This is a genomic window from Streptomyces sp. NPDC001599, assembly GCF_042893535.1.
GTDB lineage: Bacteria > Actinomycetota > Actinomycetes > Streptomycetales > Streptomycetaceae > Streptomyces.
This window is the reverse complement of record NZ_JBIAVA010000018.1, coordinates 61,186-83,638: the sequence shown is the minus strand read 5'-3', so window position 1 is coordinate 83,638 and position 22,453 is coordinate 61,186. Positions and strand designations below refer to the sequence as shown.

The following is a 22,453-nucleotide window of genomic DNA, read 5'->3' as shown; positions in this document are numbered from 1 at the left end:
AACACCAGACAGAACACCGTGCCCACGGGAACAATCGGGGCACTTCAGGGCGTTTTCGCCCGTACAGGGAGGCGGCATGACAGAGACGGCGAGCGGTCCGGCACGGAGTTCCCGCGCCAAGGCCACCAAGGCGGGCAAGGGACTCCGCGTCGAGCGCGTCCACACCACTCCCGGCGTCCACCCCTACGACGAGGTGGCCTGGGAGCGTCGTGACGTCGTCATGACCAACTGGCGCGACGGCTCGGTCAACTTCGAGCAGCGTGGCGTCGAGTTCCCCGAGTTCTGGTCGGTGAACGCGGTCAACATCGTCACCAGCAAGTACTTCCGGGGCGCCGTGGGCACCCCGCAGCGCGAGGTGAGCCTGAAGCAGCTCATCGACCGCATCGTGAAGACGTACCGGAAGGCCGGCGAGGACAACAAGTACTTCGCCTCGCCCGCCGACGCCGAGATCTTCGAGCACGAGCTGGCCTACGCCCTCCTGCACCAGATCTTCAGCTTCAACAGCCCGGTGTGGTTCAACGTCGGCACGCCCCAGCCGCAGCAGGTCTCCGCCTGCTTCATCCTGTCCGTCGACGACTCCATGGAGTCGATCCTCGACTGGTACAAGGAAGAGGGCATGATCTTCAAGGGCGGCTCCGGCGCCGGCCTGAACCTCTCCCGGATCCGCTCCTCCAAGGAACTCCTCTCCTCCGGCGGCAACGCCTCGGGACCGGTCTCCTTCATGCGCGGCGCCGACGCCTCCGCCGGCACCATCAAGTCCGGCGGTGCCACCCGCCGCGCGGCCAAGATGGTCATCCTCGACGTCGACCACCCCGACATCGAGGACTTCATCCAGACCAAGGTGAAGGAGGAGGAGAAGATCCGCGCCCTGCGCGACGCGGGCTTCGACATGGACCTGGGCGGCGACGACATCACGTCCGTCCAGTACCAGAACGCCAACAACTCGGTCCGCGTGAACGACACGTTCATGAAGGCCGTGCAGGACGGCGGCAAGTTCGGCCTGACGTCCCGCATGACCGGCGAGGTCATCGAGGAGGTCGACGCCAAGGCGCTCTTCCGCAAGATGGCCGAGGCCGCCTGGGCCTGCGCCGACCCGGGCATCCAGTACGACGACACCATCAACGCCTGGCACACCTGCCCGGAGTCCGGCCGCATCAACGGCTCGAACCCGTGCAGCGAGTACATGCACCTGGACAACACGTCCTGCAACCTCGCCTCGCTGAACCTGATGAAGTTCCTGAAGGACGACGGCAAGGGCCACCAGTCCTTCGACGCCGAGCGCTTCTCCAAGGTCGTCGAGCTGGTCATCACCGCGATGGACATCTCCATCTGCTTCGCGGACTTCCCGACCCAGAAGATCGGCGAGAACACCCGCGCCTTCCGCCAGCTCGGCATCGGCTACGCCAACCTCGGCGCCCTGCTGATGGCGACCGGCCACGCGTACGACTCCGACGGCGGCCGCGCCCTGGCCGGTGCCATCACCTCCCTGATGACCGGCACGTCGTACCGCCGCTCCGCCGAACTCGCCGCGATCGTCGGCCCGTACGACGGCTACGCCCGCAACGCCAAGCCGCACCTGCGGGTCATGAAGCAGCACTCCGACGAGAACGCCAAGGCCGTCCGCATGGACGACCTCGACACGCCGATCTGGGCCGCGGCCACCGAGGCCTGGCAGGACGTGCTGCGCCTCGGCGAGAAGAACGGCTTCCGCAACTCCCAGGCGTCCGTCATCGCCCCGACCGGCACCATCGGTCTCGCGATGTCCTGCGACACCACCGGCCTCGAGCCCGACCTCGCCCTGGTCAAGTTCAAGAAGCTGGTCGGCGGCGGCTCGATGCAGATCGTCAACGGCACCGTCCCGCAGGCCCTGCGCCGCCTGGGCTACCAGGAGGAGCAGATCGAGGCGATCGTCGCCCACATCGCCGAGCACGGCAACGTGATCGACGCGCCCGGTCTCAAGCACGAGCACTACGAGGTGTTCGACTGCGCGATGGGCGAGCGCTCCATCTCCGCGATGGGCCACGTCCGCATGATGGCCGCCATCCAGCCGTGGATCTCCGGCGCCCTGTCCAAGACGGTCAACCTGCCGGAGTCGGCGACCGTCGAGGACGTCGAGGAGGTCTACTTCGAGGCCTGGAAGATGGGCGTCAAGGCGCTCGCCATCTACCGCGACAACTGCAAGGTCGGCCAGCCCCTCTCCGCCAAGACCAAGTCCGCCAAGGACGAGAAGGCGGAGATCACGGAGAAGACCGAGGCGGCCATCCGCGAGACGGTCGAGAAGGTCGTCGAGTACCGCCCGGTCCGCAAGCGCCTCCCGAAGGGACGTCCCGGCATCACCACGTCCTTCACCGTCGGCGGCGCCGAGGGCTACATGACCGCCAACTCCTACCCGGACGACGGTCTCGGCGAGGTATTCCTGAAGATGTCCAAGCAGGGCTCGACCCTCGCGGGCATGATGGACGCCTTCTCCATCGCGGTCTCCGTCGGCCTCCAGTACGGCGTGCCGCTGGAGACGTACGTCTCGAAGTTCACCAACATGCGCTTCGAGCCGGCCGGCATGACGGACGACCCGGACGTGCGGATGGCGCAGTCGATCGTCGACTACATCTTCCGCCGCCTGGCGCTGGACTTCCTGCCCTTCGAGACGCGTTCCGCGCTCGGCATCCACTCCGCCGAGGAGCGTCAGCGCCACCTGGAGACCGGGTCGTACGAGCCGTCCGACGACGAGCTGGACGTCGAAGGCCTGGCGCAGTCCGCGCCCCGCGCCCAGGAGCTGGTGGCCGTCGCCACGCCGAAGGCCGAGGCCGAGGCCGCCAAGCCCGCTCCGCAGCAGGCGCACACCAGCGCCGAACTGGTGGAAATGCAGCTGGGCATCCAGGCCGACGCCCCGCTCTGCTTCTCCTGCGGCACGAAGATGCAGCGCGCCGGCTCCTGCTACATCTGCGAGGGCTGCGGCTCGACCAGTGGTTGCAGCTGACGCGTAGGCGTTCGTAGTCGCTCATGAGTAATGGGCGCCCACCTTGGTGGGCGCCCCTTACTCATGTACCGGCACCCGTCAGGGCCGCCGCGCCGCGCCCATCACCCGCGTGAACGTCGCGGGATCCCCCTCGAATCCGTGCACGCCGGCCCGGAACTCCCACGCCCCCGTCTCGTCCCGGACGAACTCCGCGACCGTCGCCGCAGTGGCGCCCCGGACGCCGCCGAAGTCCTCCGCGGCCAGGTCCGTGTATCCCTCACGGATACGCAGGCCCGGGTTGGCGACGTCGCCGAAGGTCCGGTCCTCGGTGTGCTGCTGGATGGCGACGCCCACCACCACGCGCGCGTAACGCACGTCGAGCCGCTCCAGCTCCAGTGTCATGACCTCGTCGAAACCGAAGCCCTTGCCGTCCTTGCTGTCCCGGTTGAGGTAGATCGTGCCGTCCGGCGAGCGGCTGTCGAAGTGCACCACGTAGGCGGGAGTGCCGTACGGGTCACCGGCCGGATAGGTCCCGGCGACGAGGTCCAGATCGGCGGGTGGCTGCCCCGCCGGACTCGGGTCCCACCGCAGCGCGACCTCGACCTTGCGCATGCCCTTGCTGAGGCCGTTCACAGACTTCCCCTTCCCAGGTCCCCCGCCCTGCCCGGCCACCGGAACTGCCGGACGGTGACGGCCGGTTGTCCATCCTGCCACGCACCGGGACCGGGGGTGCGGGCAAGCGGTCCCGCGGAGAGCGACCGGTGCCGGGTTCCCTGGCCTTACCATGGCGCGGTGCTGGTCAAGTGGATTCGCTGCACCGTGGTGGACCGCCGCGGTTTCGAGCGGGGGCAGCGGAAGTGGGCGGGGCTTCCGGGGGAGCCGGGTTTTCGGGGACAGGGGGGTGGCTGGAGCCGGGGGCGGCCGGACGTGGCGCACGTCTTCGCCTTCTGGGAGAGCCGTGCCTTCTACGACTCCTTCATGGCCCGCTCCCACGACCGGCTGGCCTCGGCCCAGGTGGGCACCTTCAAGGACGCCCAGGTCAGGCTCTTCGACTACCGCTTCGACGTGAAGACCGGGTTCGAGCCGCGCTTCACCGACGCCGACCTGCTGCGGGTGGCGCTGTGCCGGGTCCACGAGGAGCGGGCGGAGCACTACGTCCTCATGCAGGAGAAGGTCTGGAACCCGGCGATGGCCGGCTCGCCCGGCATGATCCGCGGCCTGTTCGGCGAGGCCCCGGGGAACGGGTACAACGAGTACCTCGTGCTGTCCATGTGGCTGTCGGCCGCCGAACACGGGAAGTACCGCACCGAGCGGGTGGAGCGGCTCGCCCTGCGCGCCCAGACGGAGGCCGACATCGCGGCGCTGACGGGCGACATCGTGCAACTGGAACCTTCCTGGACCGTTTGAGATCCGAACCCGCAACCCGCAACCCGCAACCCGCAACCCGCATACCTCCCCCCAGGTGTGGAAACTGTGTGACGTACGCCGTACGGAGCCCGTACGGGTGCTTGGTTCCGCCCGTCTCGATCTAGGGTTCTGGCATGGCACGACCACGGCGCATCGTTCTTGTCCGGCACGGCGAGTCGACCGGCAACGTCGATGACACCGTGTACGAGCGCGAACCCGACCACGCGCTCGCCCTCACCGACCGGGGCCGGGCGCAGGCCGAGGAGACCGGCAAGGGGCTGCGCGAGGTGTTCGGCGGCGAGCGGATCAGCGTGTACGTCTCCCCGTACCGCCGCACCCACGAGACGCTTCGCGCCTTCCACCTCGACCCGGACCTCATACGGATACGTGAGGAGCCCCGGCTGCGGGAGCAGGACTGGGGCAACTGGCAGGACCGCGACGACGTGCGCCTGCAGAAGGCCTACCGCGACGCCTACGGGCACTTCTTCTACCGCTTCGCCCAGGGCGAGTCCGGCGCCGACGTGTACGACCGGGTCGGCGGCTTCCTGGAGAGCCTGTTCCGCAGCTTCGAGGACCCCGACCATCCCCCGAACGTGCTGCTGGTGACGCACGGGCTCGCCATGCGGCTGTTCTGCATGAGGTGGTTCCACTGGACGGTCGCGGAGTTCGAGTCGCTGTCCAATCCCGGGAACGCCGAGATGCGGATGCTCGTTCTCGGTGAGGACGGCAAGTACACCCTTGACCGGCCCTTCGAACGCTGGCGAGATCCGGAACCGTATGGGATCACCGGATAGGGTGGCGGGGCGATGACCCTTCATTCTTCTTCTGACAGGCGCCTGGACCGCGCCCTTTCCAGCCTGCGCGGACTTTCGGTCGGGGACGCGCTGGGCTCACAGTTCTTCGTTCCCGCGAACTACCCGCTGCTGGGGCGCCGTGAGCTGCCGTCCGGTACCTGGCAGTGGACGGACGACACGGAGATGGCCTGTTCCGTCGTCTCCGTGCTGGCCGCCCATCACCGCATCGACCAGGACGCCCTGGCGCAGTCCTTCGCCCACCACCACGACTTCGACCGGGGATACGGACCCGCGGTCAACCGGCTGCTGCGGCTGGTCCGCGAAGGCGGCGACTGGCGCGAGCTGGCCGCGGCGCTGTTCAACGGCCAGGGCTCCTGGGGCAACGGCGCCGCCATGCGCATCGCCCCGCTCGGCGCCTGGTACGCGGACGATCCGGAACAGGCGACCCACCAGGCGGAGATCTCGGCCTACCCGACACACCAGCACCGCGAGGCGGTGGTCGGCGCCATGGCCGTCGCGGCGGCCGCGGCGCTGGCCGCCGATCCGGCCGGCCCGCCCTCCGCGCACACGCTCCTCGACGGGGTGATCGGGCTCGTACCGAAGAGCGCGGTGGGCGCCGGACTGCGACGCGCCCGGGACATGCTCGACTACGGCGACGCGGCCACGGTGGCGGCGGTCCTGGGCTGCGGTCGGCGTACGACCGCCCATGACACGGTCCCGTTCGCCCTCTGGTCCGCGGCGCGCGCCCTCCGGGACTACGAGACCGCGTTCTGGACCACCGCCCAGGTCGGCGGCGACGTCGACACCACCTGTGCCATCGTGGGCGGGGTGATCGCGGCCGGCGAGGCGGGGGCGCCCCCGGCCGAGTGGGCGGACCGGGTCGAGGCGCTGCCCGCCTGGATGACGACGCCGGCCTGACCGGATCCCCGAGTGGAAACTCTCCGTGTTCGGTGGGAACTCCACGTGACCGCGTGCGCGTTGTCATGACAACCGCTGTGCGGGGCACGGCCCCGGGCGGACAGGAAGGTCATGGGGGTGGGACGTGGAGGCGCTGTCGGTGTTCGTCGCGCTGCTGTCCGTCGCGCTACTGTCCGTCGTGCTCCGTGCCGCCCCGCTCGGTCGGCCGAGCGGGGCGGCGGCTTCAGGCGTCCGTAGTGCGGGGGTGTCAGCCCATACCCGGCCCGGCCGTGCCGGACAGGGCGTCCAGGTCGCTCTTGCGTACCCGTATGACCAGCCAGGCCGTGGCCAGGGCGAGTACGGCCATGGCCGCGGCCGGGATGAAGGCGGCCGAGATGCCCTGTGCCAGCACGTCGTGCGACCAGGGCGCGGGCAGCTGGTGCGTCTGGGCGAACTCCGCCTTCTGCTCCGGCGAACCGTTGGTGAGGAAGTCGGGCACCTGCTTCTCCGCCTCGTCCCTGCTGGCCGTGCCGAAGACCGTCGTCAGGATGGCGAGACCGATCGACCCGCCCACCTGCTGCATCGCGTTGAGAAGACCCGACGCCGCGCCCGCCTCGTGCTGGGCGACGCCGGAGACCGCGGTCAGCGTCAGCGTGACGAAGTTCAGCCCCATGCCGAAGCCGAAGATCAGCATCGGTCCCAGGATTCCCCCGACATACGAGCTGTCGGAGCTGATGAGGGCCTGCCAGCCGAGCCCGAGCGCGGCGAGCGCCGAGCCCGCGATCATGAACGGCTTGGGGCCGAACACGGGCAGGAAGCGCTGCGACAGACCGGCACCGAGCGCGATCACGACCGTGACCGGCAAGAAGGCCAGACCGGCCTCGATGGGGGTGTAGCCGAGCACGTTCTGCACGAACAGCACGATGTAGAAGAACATGCCGAACATCGCCGCGGCCAGGCTCAGCATGATCACGTACGTGCCGGAGCGGTTGCGGTCGGCGAACATCTTCAGCGGCGTGATCGGTTCCTTGGCCCGCTGCTCGATCAGGACGAAGGCAAGCAGCAGAACCGCGGCGGCCGCGAAGGAGCCGATGGTCAGGTTGTCCCGCCAGCCCTCGTCCGCGGCCCGGATGAAGCCGTAGACGAGAGAGGCCATGCCCGCCGTCGAGGTGACCGCTCCGGCGATGTCGAAGCGGCCGGAGTGCCGTTCGGACTCGCTGATGTAGAGCGGCGCGAGCACGGCGATCAGTACGCCGATCGGCACGTTGACGAAGAGCACCCAGCGCCAGTCGAGCCACTCGGTGAGCATGCCGCCCGCCAGCAGGCCGATGGCACCGCCACCCGCGGAGACGGCGGCGAAGACGCCGAAGGCCCGGTTGCGTTCCGGTCCCTCGGGGAAAGTGGTGGTAATAAGGGCCAGCGACGTGGGCGACGCGATCGCGCCTCCCATGCCCTGAAGGACGCGCGCGGCCAGCAGCTGCCAGGGTTCCTGGGCGAAGCCGCCGAGCAGCGAGGCGAAGGTGAACAGCAGGATGCCCGTCATGAAGACCCGGCGCCTGCCGAGGATGTCACCGGCTCGGCCGCCGAGCAGGAGCAGGCCGCCGAAGGTGAGCGTGTAGGCGCTGACGACCCAGGTGAGGTCGGTGGTGCTGAATTCGAGCGCGTTCTGGATGTGCGGGAGCGCGATGTTCACAATCGTCGCGTCGAGTACGACCATGAGTTGGCAGGCCGCGATGACGGCGAGTGCGATGCCGGGGTGCCCCTCCCGGCGGGCCGCTCCCGGCTTCTTGTCTTTGATCAGAGAAGAGGTTGTCACTATGTGTCCCCCACGAACGATTTAGTGAACGCTCGCGTTCACTGTTGCTTCAACGTTAGTGACTCGGAGACAGTGAACGCAACCGTTCACTTGTCGTGTCCTCGTGCGTCCGGTCCCCGTCACGGCCGCGCGATGCATACCTCATCCCCGAATACCCGTTTTCACCGCTTTTCTGGAGACCTCCGACATGGTTGCTTCGCACTGGGCGTCCGCCTCCGCCCAGACGCCCTCCCGCCGGCGTGGTGCGGTCCTGGAGCGCGCGATCCTCGAGGCCGCGCTGGACCAGCTCGGCACCGTCGGCTGGAAGGGTCTGACGATGGAGGGGGTGGCCGCGGGCGCGCAGACCGGCAAGGCCGCCGTCTACCGACGCTGGCCCTCCAAGGAGGACCTCGTCGCGGATGCGCTGCGGTCCGGGCTACCGGACTACGACACGGCCCCCGACCGTGGCAGCGTGCGCGAGGACCTGATGGAGCTGTGCCGCAGGGCGCGCGACGCGATGTTCTCCCGGCCCGGATTCGCTCTGCGCTCCGTGATTCACGAATGCGACACCACACAGGCCGAGCGCTTCCATGCGGTGATCATCAAGGGTGTTGTCGAGCCGACCCTCAAGCTGCTCCGCGAGGTCATCGAGCGCGGAGTGGAGCGGGGGGAGGTCAGGCGGGACGCGGTCAACGCATACGTCTGCGACGCCATCCCGGCGATGATGATGTACCGCTCCAAGATTTGTGCAAGCGAATGGACGGATCGCGAGCTCGAGGAAATGATCGACCAGTTGATGGTCCCGCTGCTGCGCCCCGACAACCCCTGACCCCGGCCGGCCAGGAGGCCGCTCCCGTTTTGGGCGACCGGGGTGTCGCCCGGCGATCGCAGCGGCGTACGCTAGGGGCGCCATGCCGTACGAACCACCTACTCACACCGTCGAGCGCTCCCTTCGCGCCACGACCGGAGCGAAGATCATTGCCGGTGTCGACGAGGTGGGGCGCGGCGCGTGGGCCGGTCCGGTCACCGTCTGTGCCGCGATCACCGGACTGCGCCGGCCCCCGGTCGGCCTGACCGACTCCAAGCTGCTCACCCTCAAGCGACGCACCGAACTCGAGGTGGAGTTGCGGACCTGGGTCACGTCCTACGCCCTGGGGCACGCCTCCCCGGAGGAGATCGACGCGCTGGGGATGACCGCCGCGCTGCGACTGGCGGCGGTGCGGGCCCTGGAGACCTTGCCCGTCCGCCCCGATGCCGTCATCCTCGACGGCAAGCACGATTATCTCGGGGCCCCTTGGCGGGTTCGCACGGTGATCAAGGGCGATCAGTCCTGTGTCGCCGTCGCGGCGGCGTCGGTGCTCGCCAAGGTCCAGCGCGACAAAATGATGGCCGAACTGGGTGTCGACCATGCAGACTTCGGTTTTGCGGACAACGCCGGGTATCCGTCGCCCGTGCACAAGGCCGCACTGGAGGAGCGGGGCCCCACCCCGCACCACCGGTTGTCGTGGGCGTATCTTGATGCGCTGCCCCAGTGGCGGCACCTCAAGAAGGTCCGCAGTTGGGTGGAGGGAAGCGTTCCGGAAATCGAGGGTCAGCTCGGATTCGATTTCTGACGGTTCCGCTCGCAGGTATGTGCCACCCGCCGACGCGAGCCGCACCAACGTTTGATAAATATCAGCTCATGCCTCTCATTCCCGAGGAGCCTCAGATTCACGAGAAGGCCCAGGGTCCCCGCGCCACTTCGGCCAGTGGCCGCACCGCGCCGACCCCCCGCCCCGTACCCGGCCCCCGTCCCGCGGCTCCGCCGCGCCCCGGCCGTCCCGGCCCGGTGCGGCCGGCACCGCCGGCGCAACGCGCGTCGCGCGACACGGCCGCGGCCGCCAAACCCGGACCTTCGGGTCCGGCCGCCCCGGCCGCCCCGGAAGCCACCGCGGCCGCCCCGCAGATCCAGTTGATCCCGGCCACGCCCGACGGCGCGCTCGACGCCGCCGAAGAGGCCGTGGACCTGCTGCTGGACTCGGGGCGTACCCCCGGTGACGTGCTGGTGATCACCACCGGCGAACTCCACCCGTGGGCGGCCCACGAACTGTCCTTCGGCGATGCCGCCTACTGGGCGCAGCACGACGCGGGCGACGACGTCTTCTACACCGACGCCGCCGTCGCCGACCGTGCCGCGTCGCGGGCCGTGGTCGTGGTCGCGCTCAACGGCGGCCCCGAGGCCGCCGCTGTCACCGCCCTGACCGTGGCCCACTCCCGGGCCGGTGCCCTGCTGATCGTCTGCGGTGATCCGCAGCGGATCAACTCGGTGCTGGGCGCGGGCGTCTGAGCCCGTTCCGCCGAGCGCGGCGGACGCCGGTGCGACACAGGGCGTGCCCGGCCGGAGCCCCCTGGCACGGTGGCGGCTTCGGGCTGCCCGAGTGCCCCGAGGGTCTCCGGTGTCCGACCGGTCCGGGCCCGGCGCGGGAAACCGGTGCACCGGCAGGTGCACGTGCCTGTCGCCGGGACTCGGACTCCGTCCGGACGCTGCCGGACGCCCGGCACGGTCGGCGCCGACCGGTCTCGCGCCGGTCGAGGCGCCGAAGGGGGCAACCGCCCGGGCCGCGTTCCGTCGTGGCCCCCGTCGTGGCGGCCTCGCCGAGTCCGCCCGTCCGGGGTGCTCAGCGGGCCGCGGCGCGGCGCAGCACGTCCGAGGCGACACCACCGGTGCGTGGCGGCGGGGGCGGCGACTCCGCCGTGGCGAAGGGCTCCGGCGCCGACGCCGCGTTGGGCCGACGCCCGCCGCGGCCCTCGCCGAGGACCTGCCAGCCGTCCCGGGTCAGCGTGATGTACGCGCCGCAGCGCAGCCCGTGCAGTGTGCACGCGTCCCGCAGCCCCCACATCCACGCGCCGTCCTCCTGCGTCCAGCGCCCGTCGCCCTCACGGCAGTAGAGCAGCACGGCGGTGCGCACCGGAGTGCGCCGCCGCAGGTCGTGTGGGATGACGCGGCGCAGCTGGGACAGCAGCGCGTTGCGGAACATCCATCCGTCGGCGGGGGAGCGGCGGCTGGTGAACGAGGCGCTGGCGCGCAGCCGTTCGTCCGGGTCGAGTACGGCCACGACCGCCGTCGCCGGTTCGGGACGGTGCCGTGAGTGCAGCCCGGTGACGACCTCGCGGGGATTGCGCAGCAGTGGGATTCCGGCGGCGGCCCACTCCGCCGGTTCGAGCATGCGAGTGGCGGAAACGGCGGACGACGAAAACGAGGCCGCCGAGGACGGAGCGAATCCGAAGGTCACGTTCCTCCCTTCGGCTACGCGCCCACACTGCGGGCAGGGTCGGATTCGGGGAGCGCGCACCGCAGCGAAGCCCTGCCGGGTCACGGAGGGCCGTGCGGGGAGCGGACTTCAATTCTTCCTGTCGAACTTGGATGCGGCAACGAGCAATTGAGACCGAGGACCCATATCGGCCGATGTGCGTTCTATATCCCTACCCGGAGTGTCACCGGGCGACGCATGGGGCACGGCACACGCCACGGCCCGTTCCGGATTCGCCGATTGTCAGTGCCATCGGGTTGCATGGGGGCATGGACCACGTGGAACTCCGTACCGAAGCCGACGCCGTCCTCGCCGAGCTCGTCGGCGACCGTGAGGGCTCGGCACGGCTTCGGGAGGATCAGTGGCAGGCGGTTGAGGCCCTGGTGGAGGAGCACCGGCGGGCCCTGGTGGTGCAGCGCACCGGCTGGGGCAAGTCGGCCGTGTACTTCGTCGCCACCGCCCTGCTGCGCCGGCGTGGCGCGGGACCCACGGTGATCATCTCGCCGCTGCTGGCGCTGATGCGGAACCAGGTCGAGGCGGCCGCGCGGGCGGGAATCCGGGCGCGCACGATCAACTCGGCGAACCCGGAGGACTGGGAGGCGATCTACGGGGAGGTCGAGCGGGGTGAGACGGATGTCCTGCTGGTGAGCCCCGAGCGCCTCAATTCCGTCGACTTCCGCGATCAAGTACTGCCGAAGCTCGCGGCCACGACCGGCCTGCTCGTGGTGGACGAGGCGCACTGCATCTCCGACTGGGGCCACGACTTCCGCCCCGACTACCGAAGGCTGCGCACGATGCTGGCCGAGCTGCCGGCCGGGGTGCCGGTGCTGGCCACCACGGCGACCGCCAACGCGCGGGTCACGGCCGACGTGGCGGAGCAGCTGGGCACGGGCGGCGGGGACGCTCTGGTGCTGCGGGGGCCGCTCGACCGGGAGAGCCTCCGGCTGGGCGTGCTCGAGCTGCCGGACGCGGCGCACCGGCTGGCGTGGCTGGGGGAGCGGCTGGGGGAGCTGCCCGGTTCCGGGATCATCTACACCCTGACGGTGGCTGCGGCGGAGGAGGTCGCGGCGTTCCTGCGGCAGCGCGGCCATCCGGTGGCCTCCTACACGGGGAAGACGGAGAACGCCGACCGGTTGCAGGCGGAGGAGGATCTGCTGGCGAACCGGGTGAAGGCACTCGTGGCGACGTCGGCGCTGGGCATGGGCTTCGACAAGCCCGACCTGGGCTTCGTCGTGCATGTGGGGTCGCCCTCGTCCCCCATCGCCTATTACCAGCAGGTGGGACGCGCCGGGCGTGGCGTGGACCATGCGGACGTCCTGCTGCTGCCCGGACGGGAGGACGAGGCGATCTGGGCGTACTTCGCCTCGGTGGGCTTCCCGCCGGAGGAGCAGGTCCGGCGCACGCTGGCGGTGCTGGAGGAGGCGGGGCGGCCCATGTCGCTCCCGGCGCTCGAGCCGTTGGTGGACCTTCGCCGGTCGCGGCTGGAGACCATGCTCAAGGTCCTGGACGTGGACGGCGCGGTCAAGCGGGTGAAGGGCGGCTGGACCGCCACGGGACAGGCATGGGCGTACGACGCGGACCGGTACGCCTGGGTGGCCCGGCAGCGGCAGGCGGAGCAGCAGGCCATGCGGGACTACGTGTCCACCACGCGGTGCCGGATGGAATTCCTGCAGCGGCAGTTGGACGACGAGAAGGCAGCCCCGTGCGGTCGCTGCGACACCTGCGCCGGCCCCTGGCTCGACCCCGCCGTCTCCTCCGCGGCCCTCGCGGCGGCGACGGGCGAGCTGGACCGCCCGGGCGTGGAGGTCGAGCCGCGCAAGATGTGGCCGACCGGGCTCGCCGCGGTGGGCATGGACCTCAAGGGCCGCATCCCCGCGGGCCAGCAGGCACTCACCGGGCGGGCACTGGGAAGGCTGTCGGACATCGGCTGGGGCAACCGTCTGCGACCGCTCCTGTCGGCGCAGGCGGCGGACGGTCCGGTACCGGACGATGTGCTGCGCGCCGTCGTGACGGTGCTGGCCGACTGGGCCCGCTCACCGGGTGGCTGGGCCACCGGCTCCCCCGACGCGGTCGCGAGGCCCGTGGGTGTCGTCGCCGTGCCCTCCCGCGCCCGTCCCCAGCTGGTCGCCTCACTGGCCGAGGGAGTGGCGCGGGTCGGCAGGCTCCCGCTGCTGGGCAGCCTCGCCCACACCCCCCATGCCGACGAGTACGCCGCCCACCGCAGCAACTCCGCCCAGCGGCTGCGTGCCCTGGCCGAGTCGTTCACCGTGCCCGGCGAGCTCGCCGCGGCGCTGGCCGCCACCGACGGTCCGGTCCTGCTCGTCGACGACTTCACCGACTCCGGCTGGACCCTGGCCGTGGGCGCACGCCTCCTGCGCCAGGCCGGTGCCGACGAGGTGCTCCCGCTCGTCCTGGCCCTGGCCGGATAAGGAGGTTCCGGCCCTCGGAGGCTGTCGTCCGGCAACGCGTCGAGGCCGGGCGCGACGGCACGTCGATGCGGTTCCGCGATGGCAGGTGCGCTTCCCCGATGGCAGGGAACACCCGAGGTGACGTGTCCCTGCCGGTAGTTGTCCACAGGGCAAAGCGGAGTTTTCCGATCCGCGAGATCGTCCAGTCATGACGAACCACAGCGAATCGACTGGATCCTCCGAGAACGGCGACATCTCGCGAGCCGCGGAGCGGGAGCCGGAGAGGGCGGACGGCCCCAGGCCCGAGAGCCCCGCAGACGAACAGCAGGTCACCCTGCGTACCCCCGCCGAGCTCGCGGACGCCTTGCCGTACCTGCTCGGGTACCGCCCCGAGGACAGCATCGTCCTGGCGGCTCTGCGCGACAGGGACGGCCGGGGCCGGTTCGGCGGCCGCGCGCGGCTCGGCATCCCGGCGAGCCCGGACGACTGGGCGGGCGCGGCCGGTCAACTGGTTCACGGCCTGGTGACGGGGAGTGAGCGCCGAGGGGTGCGGCCCGAGCAGATGGTCGCCTACCTCTGCCAGGAACCTCGCCGGGGCGAGACCGGCCGGGAGGTGATGGAGCGACTGCGGCCGCTGGCCCAGAAGCTCCGTGTCGAGTGCGGTGCCCTCGACATTCCCGTCGTCGAAGCCCTGTGCATCTCGGACGGGCGCTTCTGGTCGTACTGCTGCGACGAAGAGGCCTGCTGCCCCGCCGACGGACTCCCCGTGGGGCTGCCGGGTACGTCGGTGCTGGCCGCGGCGGCCACCTACGCCGGTATCCAGGTGCGTGGCTCGCTCACCGAGCTGCGGGCCAGGATGCTTCCCAGGGAGAACGCGGTGGCGGCCGGGCAGACGGCCGCCCTGGACACGGCCGCCACGACGCTGGTCGCCAGGATCCTGGACGCCGACGGCCGGGCGGAGGTGGCCGAGGAGACGCTGGAGACGGCGGAGCGGCTCATGCGGCGCCTCGCCGCGGCCCCGCCCGTGTCCGGCGTGCCGGCCGAGGACGTGCGGGACGATCAACTGCTCGGGCACGACGAGGCGGCGGCACTGATCCTGGGACTCCAGGACCGTACGACGCGGGACCGTGCCGCCGCCTGGATGGAGGGCGCCGAGGCGGGACCCGCGATGCGCCTCTGGCGGGCCCTGGCCCGACGCTGCGTCGGACCGTACGGCGAACACGCGGCAGCGCCCCTCACCCTCGCGGGATGGGTCGCCTGGTCCACCGGTGACGAACTGGAGGCGCGGGAGGCACTGGCCATGGCCCTCGGCGCGGACCCCGACTACCTCTTCGCCCGGCTCCTGCACCAGGCGTGCAACGAGGGCCTCGACCCCGAGTCGATCCGCCGCTGCCTGCGTCAGGGCAGGGAAGGCGGCCAAGGCACGGGAGACACCACCGCTGACGACGACGGACGCGGTGGCGCGGCCGTAGAGGGGGGACGGGAAGGGGAGCCGGCCCGGCCGTCGTCCGCCGCGCCGCCCGGCCGTCGGCGCCGCAGGCGCTCCCTCGCCGCGCCCTCCGGCCTACGACGCCGGACGAGGGCGGGGGCGGGGGCGGGGGACCACCGGCCCGGCACCGAGACCACGCCCACCGGCACCGCCCCCGGGGCCGGCCGCCCCGGCGTGCCACGCACGGTCCGGACCCGCCCCCACGCTCCGGCGACACCGGTCACCGGCCGGGAGGACGCCCGCCCGGAGGGCGCGGGCACGGGAGAGCGCGGGAGCCACGGGGACAGGGAGCGCCCCTGAGACGGACGGCGGAGGCATGGACGTACCGCGGGCGCTGACGGACGGGGAGGCGCAGGTCGGGAGGAAGTGGATCAGCGGCGAAGCGGTTGGCGAAGGGAGTGTTTATCGTCAGGCAGACGACTATGATCGCCGCATGCCCTACGACCCGTCAGCTTTTCCGCCCTTCGCCGTCACCGTGGACCTCGTCGTGCTGACCGTGCGTCGCCACTCACTGTGCGCGCTGGCGGTGCGCAGGGGCGAGCCGCCGTTCCAGGGCCGTTGGGCCCTGCCCGGCGGGTTCGTACGGGCCGGCGAGGACCTGGCGCAGGCGGCGGCGCGGGAGCTGGCCGAGGAGACCGGGCTGTGCGTCCACGACCCTGCCGCACCGACCCAGGACAACGGCGCCCACCTGGAGCAGCTCGCGACGTACGGTGACCCCGAGCGCGACCCCCGCATGCGGGTGGTCAGCGTCGCCCATCTCGCGCTCGCCCCCGACCTGCCCGCACCGCGAGCGGGCGGCGACGCCAGCAACGCCCGCTGGGCGCCGGTCGAGGAACTGCTCGAACAGAGCGGTTACGGGCGTGCCGACGAGGTGGTGGCGCCCCTCGCCTTCGACCACGCCCAGATCCTGGCGGACGGCGTGGAGCGAGCCCGCTCCAAGATCGAGTACTCGTCCCTGGCCACCGCCTTCTGCCCGCCCGAATTCACCGTGGGCGAGCTTCGCCGTGTCTACGAGGCGGTCTGGAGCGTGGCGCTCGACCCCCGCAACTTCCACCGCAAGGTGACGGGCACCCCGGGCTTCCTCGTCCCCACCGGCGGGACGACCACCCGCCAGGGCGGCCGTCCCGCCCAGCTCTTCCGCGCGGGTGGCGCGACCCTCCTCAACCCGCCGATGCTCCGTCCCGAGGTGTGACGCCGAGCCCGTGCGATGCCCGAAAAAACGGATATCACACGCTATCTTGCTACGGGTGATCCAGGCCTTCGGACTGACCAGCAACCCCCGCAAGGAGCTTCCGCCCGCCGTCGACGACGTCTCCTTCGAGGCTCGCGCGGGCCGCGTCACCGCGCTGCTCGGAGCATCGGGCGCCGGCAAGACGACGGCACTCAGACTCATGCTCGATCTTCAGCAGGGCCGTGGTCTCACCTACTTCAGAGGCCGCCCCCTGCACCGCATCGCCCATCCCTCACGCGAGGTGGGCGTGCTGCTGGGGGACGTCCCGGGACACCCCGCCCGTACGGTGCGTGGCCATCTCCGCATGCTGTGCGCCGCCGCCGGCGTTCCCGTCCGCAGGGCCGACGAGGTCCTGGAGTCGGTCGGTCTCCTGAGCCTGCGCGACGAACGCCTCGGCACCCTCTCCCGGGGCATGGACCGGCGCCTCGGGCTGGCCTGCGCACTGGTTCCCGACCCGCACACCCTGGTCTTCGACGATCCCGCCGGCGCGCTCTCCGCCCACGATGCCCGACGACTGCACGGAGCACTGCGCGCGCATGCCGCACAGGGCGGCACGGTCCTGTTCAGCACGGCGGATCCCAAGGAGGCCGCGCGCAGCGCCGACCACGTCGTCACGCTCGAGCGGGGCAGAGTCGTCGCCGACCAGGAGGCGGCGGAGTTCTCCCGTACCCGGCTGCGCCCCCGCGTCGCCGTACGCAGCCCGTACGCCGCCCGCCTCGCGTCCCTGGTGACCAAGGAGGCACGCGCGGCACGCCGTTCCGTCGAGGTGGTACGAGAGGGCGGCAACCGGCTGGCGGTGTACGGCAGTACGTGCGCCGACATCGGCGAGACGGCCTTCCGGCACGGCATCCTCGTGCATCAACTCGCCGACGAGGTGGGTGACATGGGCCCCGGGGCCGATGAGATTCCCGCAACCCGGCGGCAGGAGCAACCGGAGACGGACAGTGATCGAGCGCCGGGCACAGGCACGCCGGGCGCAGGGAGGCAGGGTCCCGAGACGCCGAGCGCGCTCCTCCCGTCACCCGCCACGGACGGCGACACTCGCGGGGGTGGAGACGGAGACGGGCCCAGCGTCGGGCACGGAGGCGCGGACGGCCCCGCATCCGGGACCGTCCCGAACAGAACTCCAGGCCCCCGCCAGGCCCCCGTCCCCGGCCACGACCCCGCACCCGCGCCCCTTCCCAGTCCCTCCGCACCCGCTCCCAGTCCCTCCGGACCCGTTCCCAGTCCCTCCGCGCTCGACGCCGCTCCGCCGGGCGCCCCGCGCCCGCTCCGCGCCCTCGCCCCGGGCAGCGCGCGGACCCGGGAAGCGGCCGCCACGCTGCCGCCGCCGATCTCCGTCCGCTCCGCCCCCAGCCCCCTCCGTCCGCTGCGCTACGAACTCCGTCGGGCGGTGGGCGTCCGTACCGGGTTCGTCACCGGTGCGGCGGTGCTGCTCGTGTCCGCCGTCACCGCCGTGTTCCTGGCCCGAGTCGGACACACCCCGCAGCCGCGCATCCTGGCCGCCTGGCCGCGGGAGCTCCCGCTGCCGCCCGCCGCGCTCGGCGCCGGGCTGCTCGGCGCCCTCGCCTTCGGCGACGAGTTCCGCCACCCCGCCCTGGCGGCGGACCGCGGCACGGTGCCCCGCCGTATGGGGCTGCTGACCGCCAAACTCCTCGTCTCCGCGGCCACCGCGCTGCTGCTGGCCGCGCTGACGGTGGGCTGCGACGCCGAGGTGCTCCGCCTCTTCTACGGGCCGGAGCTCGCGGAGGCCCCCGCCGACTGGCCCGCGCTGAGTGCGGGTTGGCTCGGGCTCGTCGTCGGGTGCGCCTGGTCCGGAGTGCTCGCCGCGGGCATCTTCCGGTCCACCACCGCCGGGCTGGCGGCGGTGGTCGCCGTCCCGGTCGTCGTCGTACCGCTCGTACAGAAGGTCTGGGAGGGCCCGTCCGTGCGGACGGCCGCCGGAATGCCGATGCGGGTGCGCGAGGTCCTTCTGACCCAGTGGCCGTTCGGAGGCGAGCGGTACGTGGCGGAGGTCCTGCGCCTGATCGCTCAACCGGTCGGCGGTGCAATGACGTTGTCGCTGACCGCTCTGCTCTGCGCCTATCTGCTCACGACCCTGCGCAGCAGGGTTTGACGACCCCTGTCCCACCCTTCCGTTCCGACCGTGTGCGCAACTCCCCGGGGAAAGCCCATTTCTTTCCGATAAGGCGTCAATTGCGACGGGGTGAGCGATCACCCTTTCGTGTGCTTTTCACCAAAGACCTCAAGGGAGTTGAGGTCAGCGCCGACAAAGGATGCGTGAGTACCCTTGCGCACACCATGATGACCGCCGCCCGTTCCGCCGACTCCGGCCTCGCGAACCCGGGCGAACTCGACCGCTACCCGTACGCCGAGACGCCCGCCGTCGACCGCGTCGGGGCGCCCTCCTGGGAAGGGGTGGAGCCCGAGCTGGGCCGCGTGGGCCGCCGCACCGCGGGCAACCGTGGCCGCGGACTGCACGGGCAACTCGTCCAGCAGCTGGGCCAGATGATCGTTTCCGGCGACCTGGGTGCCGACCGCCCGCTGGTGCCCGAGGAGATCGGACAGCGTTTCGAGGTCTCCCGCACCGTGGTGCGCGAGTCCCTTCGCGTGCTGGAGGCCAAGGGGCTGGTCAGCGCCCGCCCCAATGTCGGCACCCGCGTGCGCCCCGTCAGTGACTGGAACCTCCTGGATCCGGACATCATCGAATGGCGCGCCTTCGGCCCGCAGCGCGACGACCAGCGCCGCGAGCTGAGCGAGCTGCGCTGGACGATCGAGCCGCTCGCCGCGCGCCTGGCCGCCGGGCACGGGCGCGAGGACGTCCAGCAGAGGCTGTCCGACATGGTCGGGATCATGGGCCACGCCATGGGGCAGGGCGACGCGCTCACCTTCTCGCGCGCCGATGCCGAGTTCCACACCCTGCTCATCCAGATCGCGGGCAACCGGATGCTGGACCACCTCTCCGGGATCGTCTCCGCCGCCCTCCATGTCTCCGGCGGTCCGGTCACGGGCTGTGACCGGCCGAACGACGTGTCGCTCGCGCAGCACGGCAGGATCGTCGACGCCCTTGCCACCGGTGACGGCGCGGCGGCCGAGGCGGCCATGCGACAGCTTCTGACCGTCCACCCCGAGGTGGAACGCGTGGTGCCCGCCCCCCGCGAGCACTGATCGCCTTCCGCCGGAACGGCGCGGTCCGGACACGCCAAACCCCTCCTGTGGCTGTGGCCGGCCACCGCCGTCACCTTCGGACCCCACGGAGCCGCCAGCGGTTCCACGGGGTCCGAAGGTGTGATGAGAGGCTGAGCCTTCTCGGTGCGGTCGCAAGGTAGGAGTTGATGACCTTGTTTATCCGCATCTGACCGATTTTGATCGCTTACGGGGTGTGACTCGGGCCACGCGGATTGGGCGTAACGCTCTTGGGAACAACACGATGACCTAAGAGGTGACAGCCGCGGAGGGAATACGGACGCCGTTCACGGCGCTGTGCATCTCCCCGGCCCGCCCGCACCGTCGGCCCATTCCCAAGCCGGTGGTCGGCCCCTGTCCGCCGTGGACGGGGCCGGAAGCCGTTTTTCAACGTTCCGAGAGGTTGTTCGTGTCGGCCAGCACATCCCGTACGCTCCCGCCGGAGATCGCCGAGTCCGTCTCTGTCATGGCGCTCATTGAGCGGGGAAAGGCTGAGGGGCAGATCGCCGGCGATGACGTGCGTCGGGCCTTCGAAGCTGACCAGATTCCGGCCACTCAGTGGAAGAACGTACTGCGCAGCCTCAACCAGATCCTCGAGGAAGAGGGTGTGACGCTGATGGTCAGTGCCGCAGAGCCCAAGCGCACCCGAAAGAGCGTCGCAGCGAAGAGTCCCGCCAAGCGCACCGCCACGAAGGCGGTCGCGGCGAAGCCGGTGACCAGCAGGAAGGCGGCCGCTCCCGCCGCCCCGGCGGCGCCCGCGGCCGAGCCCGCCGCCGTCGAGGAAGAGGCACCCGCCAAGAAGGCGGCGGCCAAGAAGACGACTGCCAAGAAGACGGCGGCGAAGAAGACCACCGCCAAGAAGACGGCGGCCAAGAAGACCACCGCCAAGAAGGAAGACGGCGAGCTTCTCGAGGACGAGGCGACCGAGGAGCCGAAGGCCGCGACGGAGGAGCCCGAGGGCACCGAGAACGCGGGCTTCGTGCTGTCCGACGAGGACGAGGACGACGCCCCGGCCCAGCAGGTCGCCGCGGCCGGTGCCACCGCCGACCCGGTCAAGGACTACCTCAAGCAGATCGGCAAGGTCCCCCTGCTCAACGCAGAGCAGGAGGTCGAGCTCGCCAAGCGCATCGAGGCCGGTCTGTTCGCCGAGGACAAGCTGGCGAACTCCGACAAGCTGGCGCCCAAGCTCAAGCGCGAGCTGGAGATCATCGCCGAGGACGGCCGCCGCGCCAAGAACCACCTGCTGGAGGCCAACCTCCGCCTGGTGGTCTCGCTGGCCAAGCGCTACACCGGCCGCGGCATGCTCTTCCTGGACCTCATCCAGGAGGGCAACCTCGGTCTGATCCGCGCGGTGGAGAAGTTCGACTACACCAAGGGCTACAAGTTCTCCACGTACGCCACCTGGTGGATCCGTCAGGCGATCACCCGCGCGATGGCCGACCAGGCCCGCACCATCCGTATCCCGGTGCACATGGTCGAGGTCATCAACAAGCTCGCGCGCGTGCAGCGCCAGATGCTCCAGGACCTGGGCCGCGAGCCCACCCCGGAGGAGCTGGCCAAGGAGCTCGACATGACCCCGGAGAAGGTCATCGAGGTCCAGAAGTACGGCCGCGAGCCCATCTCGCTGCACACCCCGCTGGGCGAGGACGGCGACAGCGAGTTCGGTGACCTCATCGAGGACTCCGAGGCGGTCGTCCCGGCCGACGCGGTCAGCTTCACACTCCTGCAGGAGCAGCTGCACTCCGTTCTCGACACCCTGTCCGAGCGCGAGGCGGGCGTTGTCTCCATGCGCTTCGGACTCACCGACGGTCAGCCGAAGACCCTCGACGAGATCGGCAAGGTGTACGGCGTCACGCGTGAGCGCATCCGCCAGATCGAGTCGAAGACCATGTCGAAGCTGCGCCACCCCTCGCGCTCCCAGGTGCTCCGCGACTACCTCGACTAGGTCGTAGTCGGCAGTACGAGCAGGCAGTACGAGCGACGGAGGCCCGGTCCCGCCAAGTGCGGAACCGGGCCTCCGTGCTGGGCAGCGGGTGCGCGACACGACGTACTGGATCACTCTGGGTGTCTCATGACCACCTAGGAGTGAGGAGCCCGCATGCGTCGTCTCTTTGCCCGGACACTGGCCCGGCCGCTGGTGCTGGCGGCCGCGGCGACCGCGATACCGCTGGGGTCCGCCGCCCCCGCGGCCGCCGACAGCATCGTCGTCGGAGGCTTTCCGGTCGAGGTGTCCGACAGCCCGTGGACCGTCGCCCTGTCCAGCCGTGACCGGTTCGGGGGTACGCGGGCGGGACAGTTCTGCGGCGGAGTGGCCGTCGGCCGGACCACCGTGCTCACGGCGGCCCACTGTCTGGGGGAGGAGGTACTCGGGTCGCCGCCGGAACAGGTGGACGACCTGAGAGTCATCGCGGGCCGGACCGATCTGCTGTCGGACCAGGGCCAGGAGATCCCCGTCCGCTCCGTGTGGGTGAATCCGGGGCACGACGACGGCAGCAACGCCGGCGACTTCGCGGTACTCACGCTCTCCGAAGCCCTCCCCGCCGGCTCGGTCATAGGGATGGCGGCGGAAGGCGACCCCGCGTACACACCGGACACCGGGGCCCTTGTCTACGGCTGGGGGGACACCTCGGGCGCCGGAGACTACGCGAACGGCCTGCACGCGTCCCGAGTGCGCGTACTCCCCGACGCGTCCTGCGAGCGGGCGTATCCGGGCGATGACGACGGGCGCTATCTCCCGAGCACCATGCTCTGTGCCGGGGAGGAGGCCGGTGGCCGGGACGCCTGTCAGGGGGACAGCGGAGGACCGCTGGTCGGTCAGGGCAGGCTCATCGGTCTCGTGTCCTGGGGGAGTGGCTGCGGGCGCCCGGGCAGTCCCGGGGTGTACACGCGCGTCTCCTCGATACTGCGGACGCTGGGCTGGGACGGCACGGCCGCGCGGCAGCGCGGTGGCCTCTGAGGGCCGCTGAGAGCCTTTCGGGTACGAGCACGGGCGGCCGCCTC

17 protein-coding genes are annotated in these 22,453 nt (G+C 71.0%); 14 read left to right on the top strand and 3 right to left on the bottom strand.

Annotated elements, in window-relative coordinates:
• Positions 1-76: 76 nt before the first annotated feature.
• Complete coding sequence (locus ACFYZ3_RS32830; protein WP_361007046.1) at positions 77-2,977, top strand: vitamin B12-dependent ribonucleotide reductase; 2,901 nt, start codon at positions 77-79, stop codon at positions 2,975-2,977.
• 78 nt (positions 2,978-3,055) lie between these two features.
• Here ACFYZ3_RS32830 and ACFYZ3_RS32825 read toward each other — a convergent pair whose 3' ends face one another.
• Positions 3,056-3,589, bottom strand: a complete 534-nt coding sequence (locus tag ACFYZ3_RS32825; RefSeq protein WP_388525426.1) for a TerD family protein — start codon at positions 3,587-3,589, stop codon at positions 3,056-3,058.
• 159 nt (positions 3,590-3,748) lie between these two features.
• Between ACFYZ3_RS32825 and ACFYZ3_RS32820 the strand changes: the two genes are divergently transcribed.
• From ACFYZ3_RS32820 to ACFYZ3_RS32810, 3 genes are all read left to right on the top strand, one after another.
• On the top strand, positions 3,749-4,363 hold the full coding sequence (locus tag ACFYZ3_RS32820; RefSeq protein WP_373903497.1) for a YdbC family protein: 615 nt from the start codon (positions 3,749-3,751) through the stop codon (positions 4,361-4,363).
• A gap of 134 nt (positions 4,364-4,497) precedes the next feature.
• A complete protein-coding gene (locus tag ACFYZ3_RS32815) occupies positions 4,498-5,157 on the top strand; it encodes a histidine phosphatase family protein (RefSeq protein WP_361007040.1) in 660 nt (219 codons plus the stop codon).
• 12 nt (positions 5,158-5,169) lie between these two features.
• The gene (locus ACFYZ3_RS32810) at positions 5,170-6,075 is read left to right on the top strand and encodes an ADP-ribosylglycohydrolase family protein (RefSeq protein WP_388525421.1); all 906 of its coding nucleotides are present in this window, start codon (positions 5,170-5,172) and stop codon (positions 6,073-6,075) included.
• 247 nt (positions 6,076-6,322) lie between these two features.
• Here ACFYZ3_RS32810 and ACFYZ3_RS32805 read toward each other — a convergent pair whose 3' ends face one another.
• A complete protein-coding gene (locus ACFYZ3_RS32805; protein ID WP_388525418.1) occupies positions 6,323-7,870 on the bottom strand; it encodes an MFS transporter in 1,548 nt (515 codons plus the stop codon).
• Between the two features lie 187 nt (positions 7,871-8,057).
• Here ACFYZ3_RS32805 and ACFYZ3_RS32800 point away from each other — a divergent pair, with 187 nt between their 5' ends.
• The 3 genes from ACFYZ3_RS32800 (at position 8,058) to ACFYZ3_RS32790 (ending at position 10,175) form a co-directional block, all read left to right on the top strand.
• Complete coding sequence (locus tag ACFYZ3_RS32800) at positions 8,058-8,678, top strand: TetR/AcrR family transcriptional regulator (protein WP_388525415.1); 621 nt, start codon at positions 8,058-8,060, stop codon at positions 8,676-8,678.
• 82 nt (positions 8,679-8,760) lie between these two features.
• The gene (locus tag ACFYZ3_RS32795) at positions 8,761-9,462 is read left to right on the top strand and encodes a ribonuclease HII (protein WP_388525412.1); all 702 of its coding nucleotides are present in this window, start codon (positions 8,761-8,763) and stop codon (positions 9,460-9,462) included.
• 68 nt (positions 9,463-9,530) lie between these two features.
• Positions 9,531-10,175, top strand: a complete 645-nt coding sequence (locus ACFYZ3_RS32790) for a hypothetical protein (RefSeq protein ID WP_388525409.1) — start codon at positions 9,531-9,533, stop codon at positions 10,173-10,175.
• Positions 10,176-10,506: 331 nt separating this feature from the next.
• Here the strand turns inward: ACFYZ3_RS32790 and ACFYZ3_RS32785 are convergent, their stop codons facing one another.
• Positions 10,507-11,121, bottom strand: a complete 615-nt coding sequence (locus tag ACFYZ3_RS32785; protein ID WP_361007028.1) for a hypothetical protein — start codon at positions 11,119-11,121, stop codon at positions 10,507-10,509.
• Between the two features lie 287 nt (positions 11,122-11,408).
• Between ACFYZ3_RS32785 and ACFYZ3_RS32780 the strand changes: the two genes are divergently transcribed.
• The 7 genes from ACFYZ3_RS32780 to ACFYZ3_RS32750 all read left to right on the top strand — a co-directional run bounded on the left by ACFYZ3_RS32780 (position 11,409) and on the right by ACFYZ3_RS32750 (position 22,409).
• The gene (locus ACFYZ3_RS32780) at positions 11,409-13,568 is read left to right on the top strand and encodes a DEAD/DEAH box helicase (protein ID WP_388525405.1); all 2,160 of its coding nucleotides are present in this window, start codon (positions 11,409-11,411) and stop codon (positions 13,566-13,568) included.
• A gap of 187 nt (positions 13,569-13,755) precedes the next feature.
• A complete protein-coding gene (locus ACFYZ3_RS32775) occupies positions 13,756-15,336 on the top strand; it encodes a DUF4192 domain-containing protein (protein ID WP_388525402.1) in 1,581 nt (526 codons plus the stop codon).
• 133 nt (positions 15,337-15,469) lie between these two features.
• Positions 15,470-16,228 carry an NUDIX domain-containing protein gene (locus tag ACFYZ3_RS32770; protein ID WP_388525399.1) on the top strand — a complete coding sequence of 253 codons (759 nt, stop codon included), beginning with the start codon at positions 15,470-15,472 and terminating at the stop codon, positions 16,226-16,228.
• 55 nt (positions 16,229-16,283) lie between these two features.
• Positions 16,284-18,383 (top strand): ATP-binding cassette domain-containing protein, encoded by a 2,100-nt coding sequence (locus ACFYZ3_RS32765; RefSeq protein WP_388525396.1) that lies wholly within the window; start codon positions 16,284-16,286, stop codon positions 18,381-18,383.
• Between the two features lie 164 nt (positions 18,384-18,547).
• Positions 18,548-19,435 (top strand): sporulation transcriptional regulator WhiH, encoded by an 888-nt coding sequence (gene whiH / locus ACFYZ3_RS32760; RefSeq protein ID WP_385360158.1) that lies wholly within the window; start codon positions 18,548-18,550, stop codon positions 19,433-19,435.
• A 427-nt stretch (positions 19,436-19,862) separates the two neighbouring features.
• The gene (locus tag ACFYZ3_RS32755; protein ID WP_388525393.1) at positions 19,863-21,398 is read left to right on the top strand and encodes an RNA polymerase sigma factor; all 1,536 of its coding nucleotides are present in this window, start codon (positions 19,863-19,865) and stop codon (positions 21,396-21,398) included.
• 153 nt (positions 21,399-21,551) lie between these two features.
• A complete protein-coding gene (locus tag ACFYZ3_RS32750; protein ID WP_388525390.1) occupies positions 21,552-22,409 on the top strand; it encodes a S1 family peptidase in 858 nt (285 codons plus the stop codon).
• The last annotated feature ends 44 nt before the right edge of the window (positions 22,410-22,453 follow it).

Bases quoted from the DNA above. Each gene is read 5' to 3' on its own strand.
- ACFYZ3_RS32830 (WP_361007046.1), top strand. From the start codon at position 77: ATGACAGAGACGGCGAGCGGTCCGGCACGGAGTTCCCGCGCCAAGGCC.
- ACFYZ3_RS32815 (WP_361007040.1), top strand. From the start codon at position 4,498: ATGGCACGACCACGGCGCATCGTTCTTGTCCGGCACGGCGAGTCGACC.
- ACFYZ3_RS32810 (WP_388525421.1), top strand. From the start codon at position 5,170: ATGACCCTTCATTCTTCTTCTGACAGGCGCCTGGACCGCGCCCTTTCC.
- ACFYZ3_RS32800 (WP_388525415.1), top strand. From the start codon at position 8,058: ATGGTTGCTTCGCACTGGGCGTCCGCCTCCGCCCAGACGCCCTCCCGC.
- ACFYZ3_RS32795 (WP_388525412.1), top strand. From the start codon at position 8,761: ATGCCGTACGAACCACCTACTCACACCGTCGAGCGCTCCCTTCGCGCC.
- ACFYZ3_RS32790 (WP_388525409.1), top strand. From the start codon at position 9,531: ATGCCTCTCATTCCCGAGGAGCCTCAGATTCACGAGAAGGCCCAGGGT.
- ACFYZ3_RS32780 (WP_388525405.1), top strand. From the start codon at position 11,409: ATGGACCACGTGGAACTCCGTACCGAAGCCGACGCCGTCCTCGCCGAG.
- ACFYZ3_RS32775 (WP_388525402.1), top strand. From the start codon at position 13,756: ATGACGAACCACAGCGAATCGACTGGATCCTCCGAGAACGGCGACATC.
- ACFYZ3_RS32770 (WP_388525399.1), top strand. From the start codon at position 15,470: ATGCCCTACGACCCGTCAGCTTTTCCGCCCTTCGCCGTCACCGTGGAC.
- ACFYZ3_RS32750 (WP_388525390.1), top strand. From the start codon at position 21,552: ATGCGTCGTCTCTTTGCCCGGACACTGGCCCGGCCGCTGGTGCTGGCG.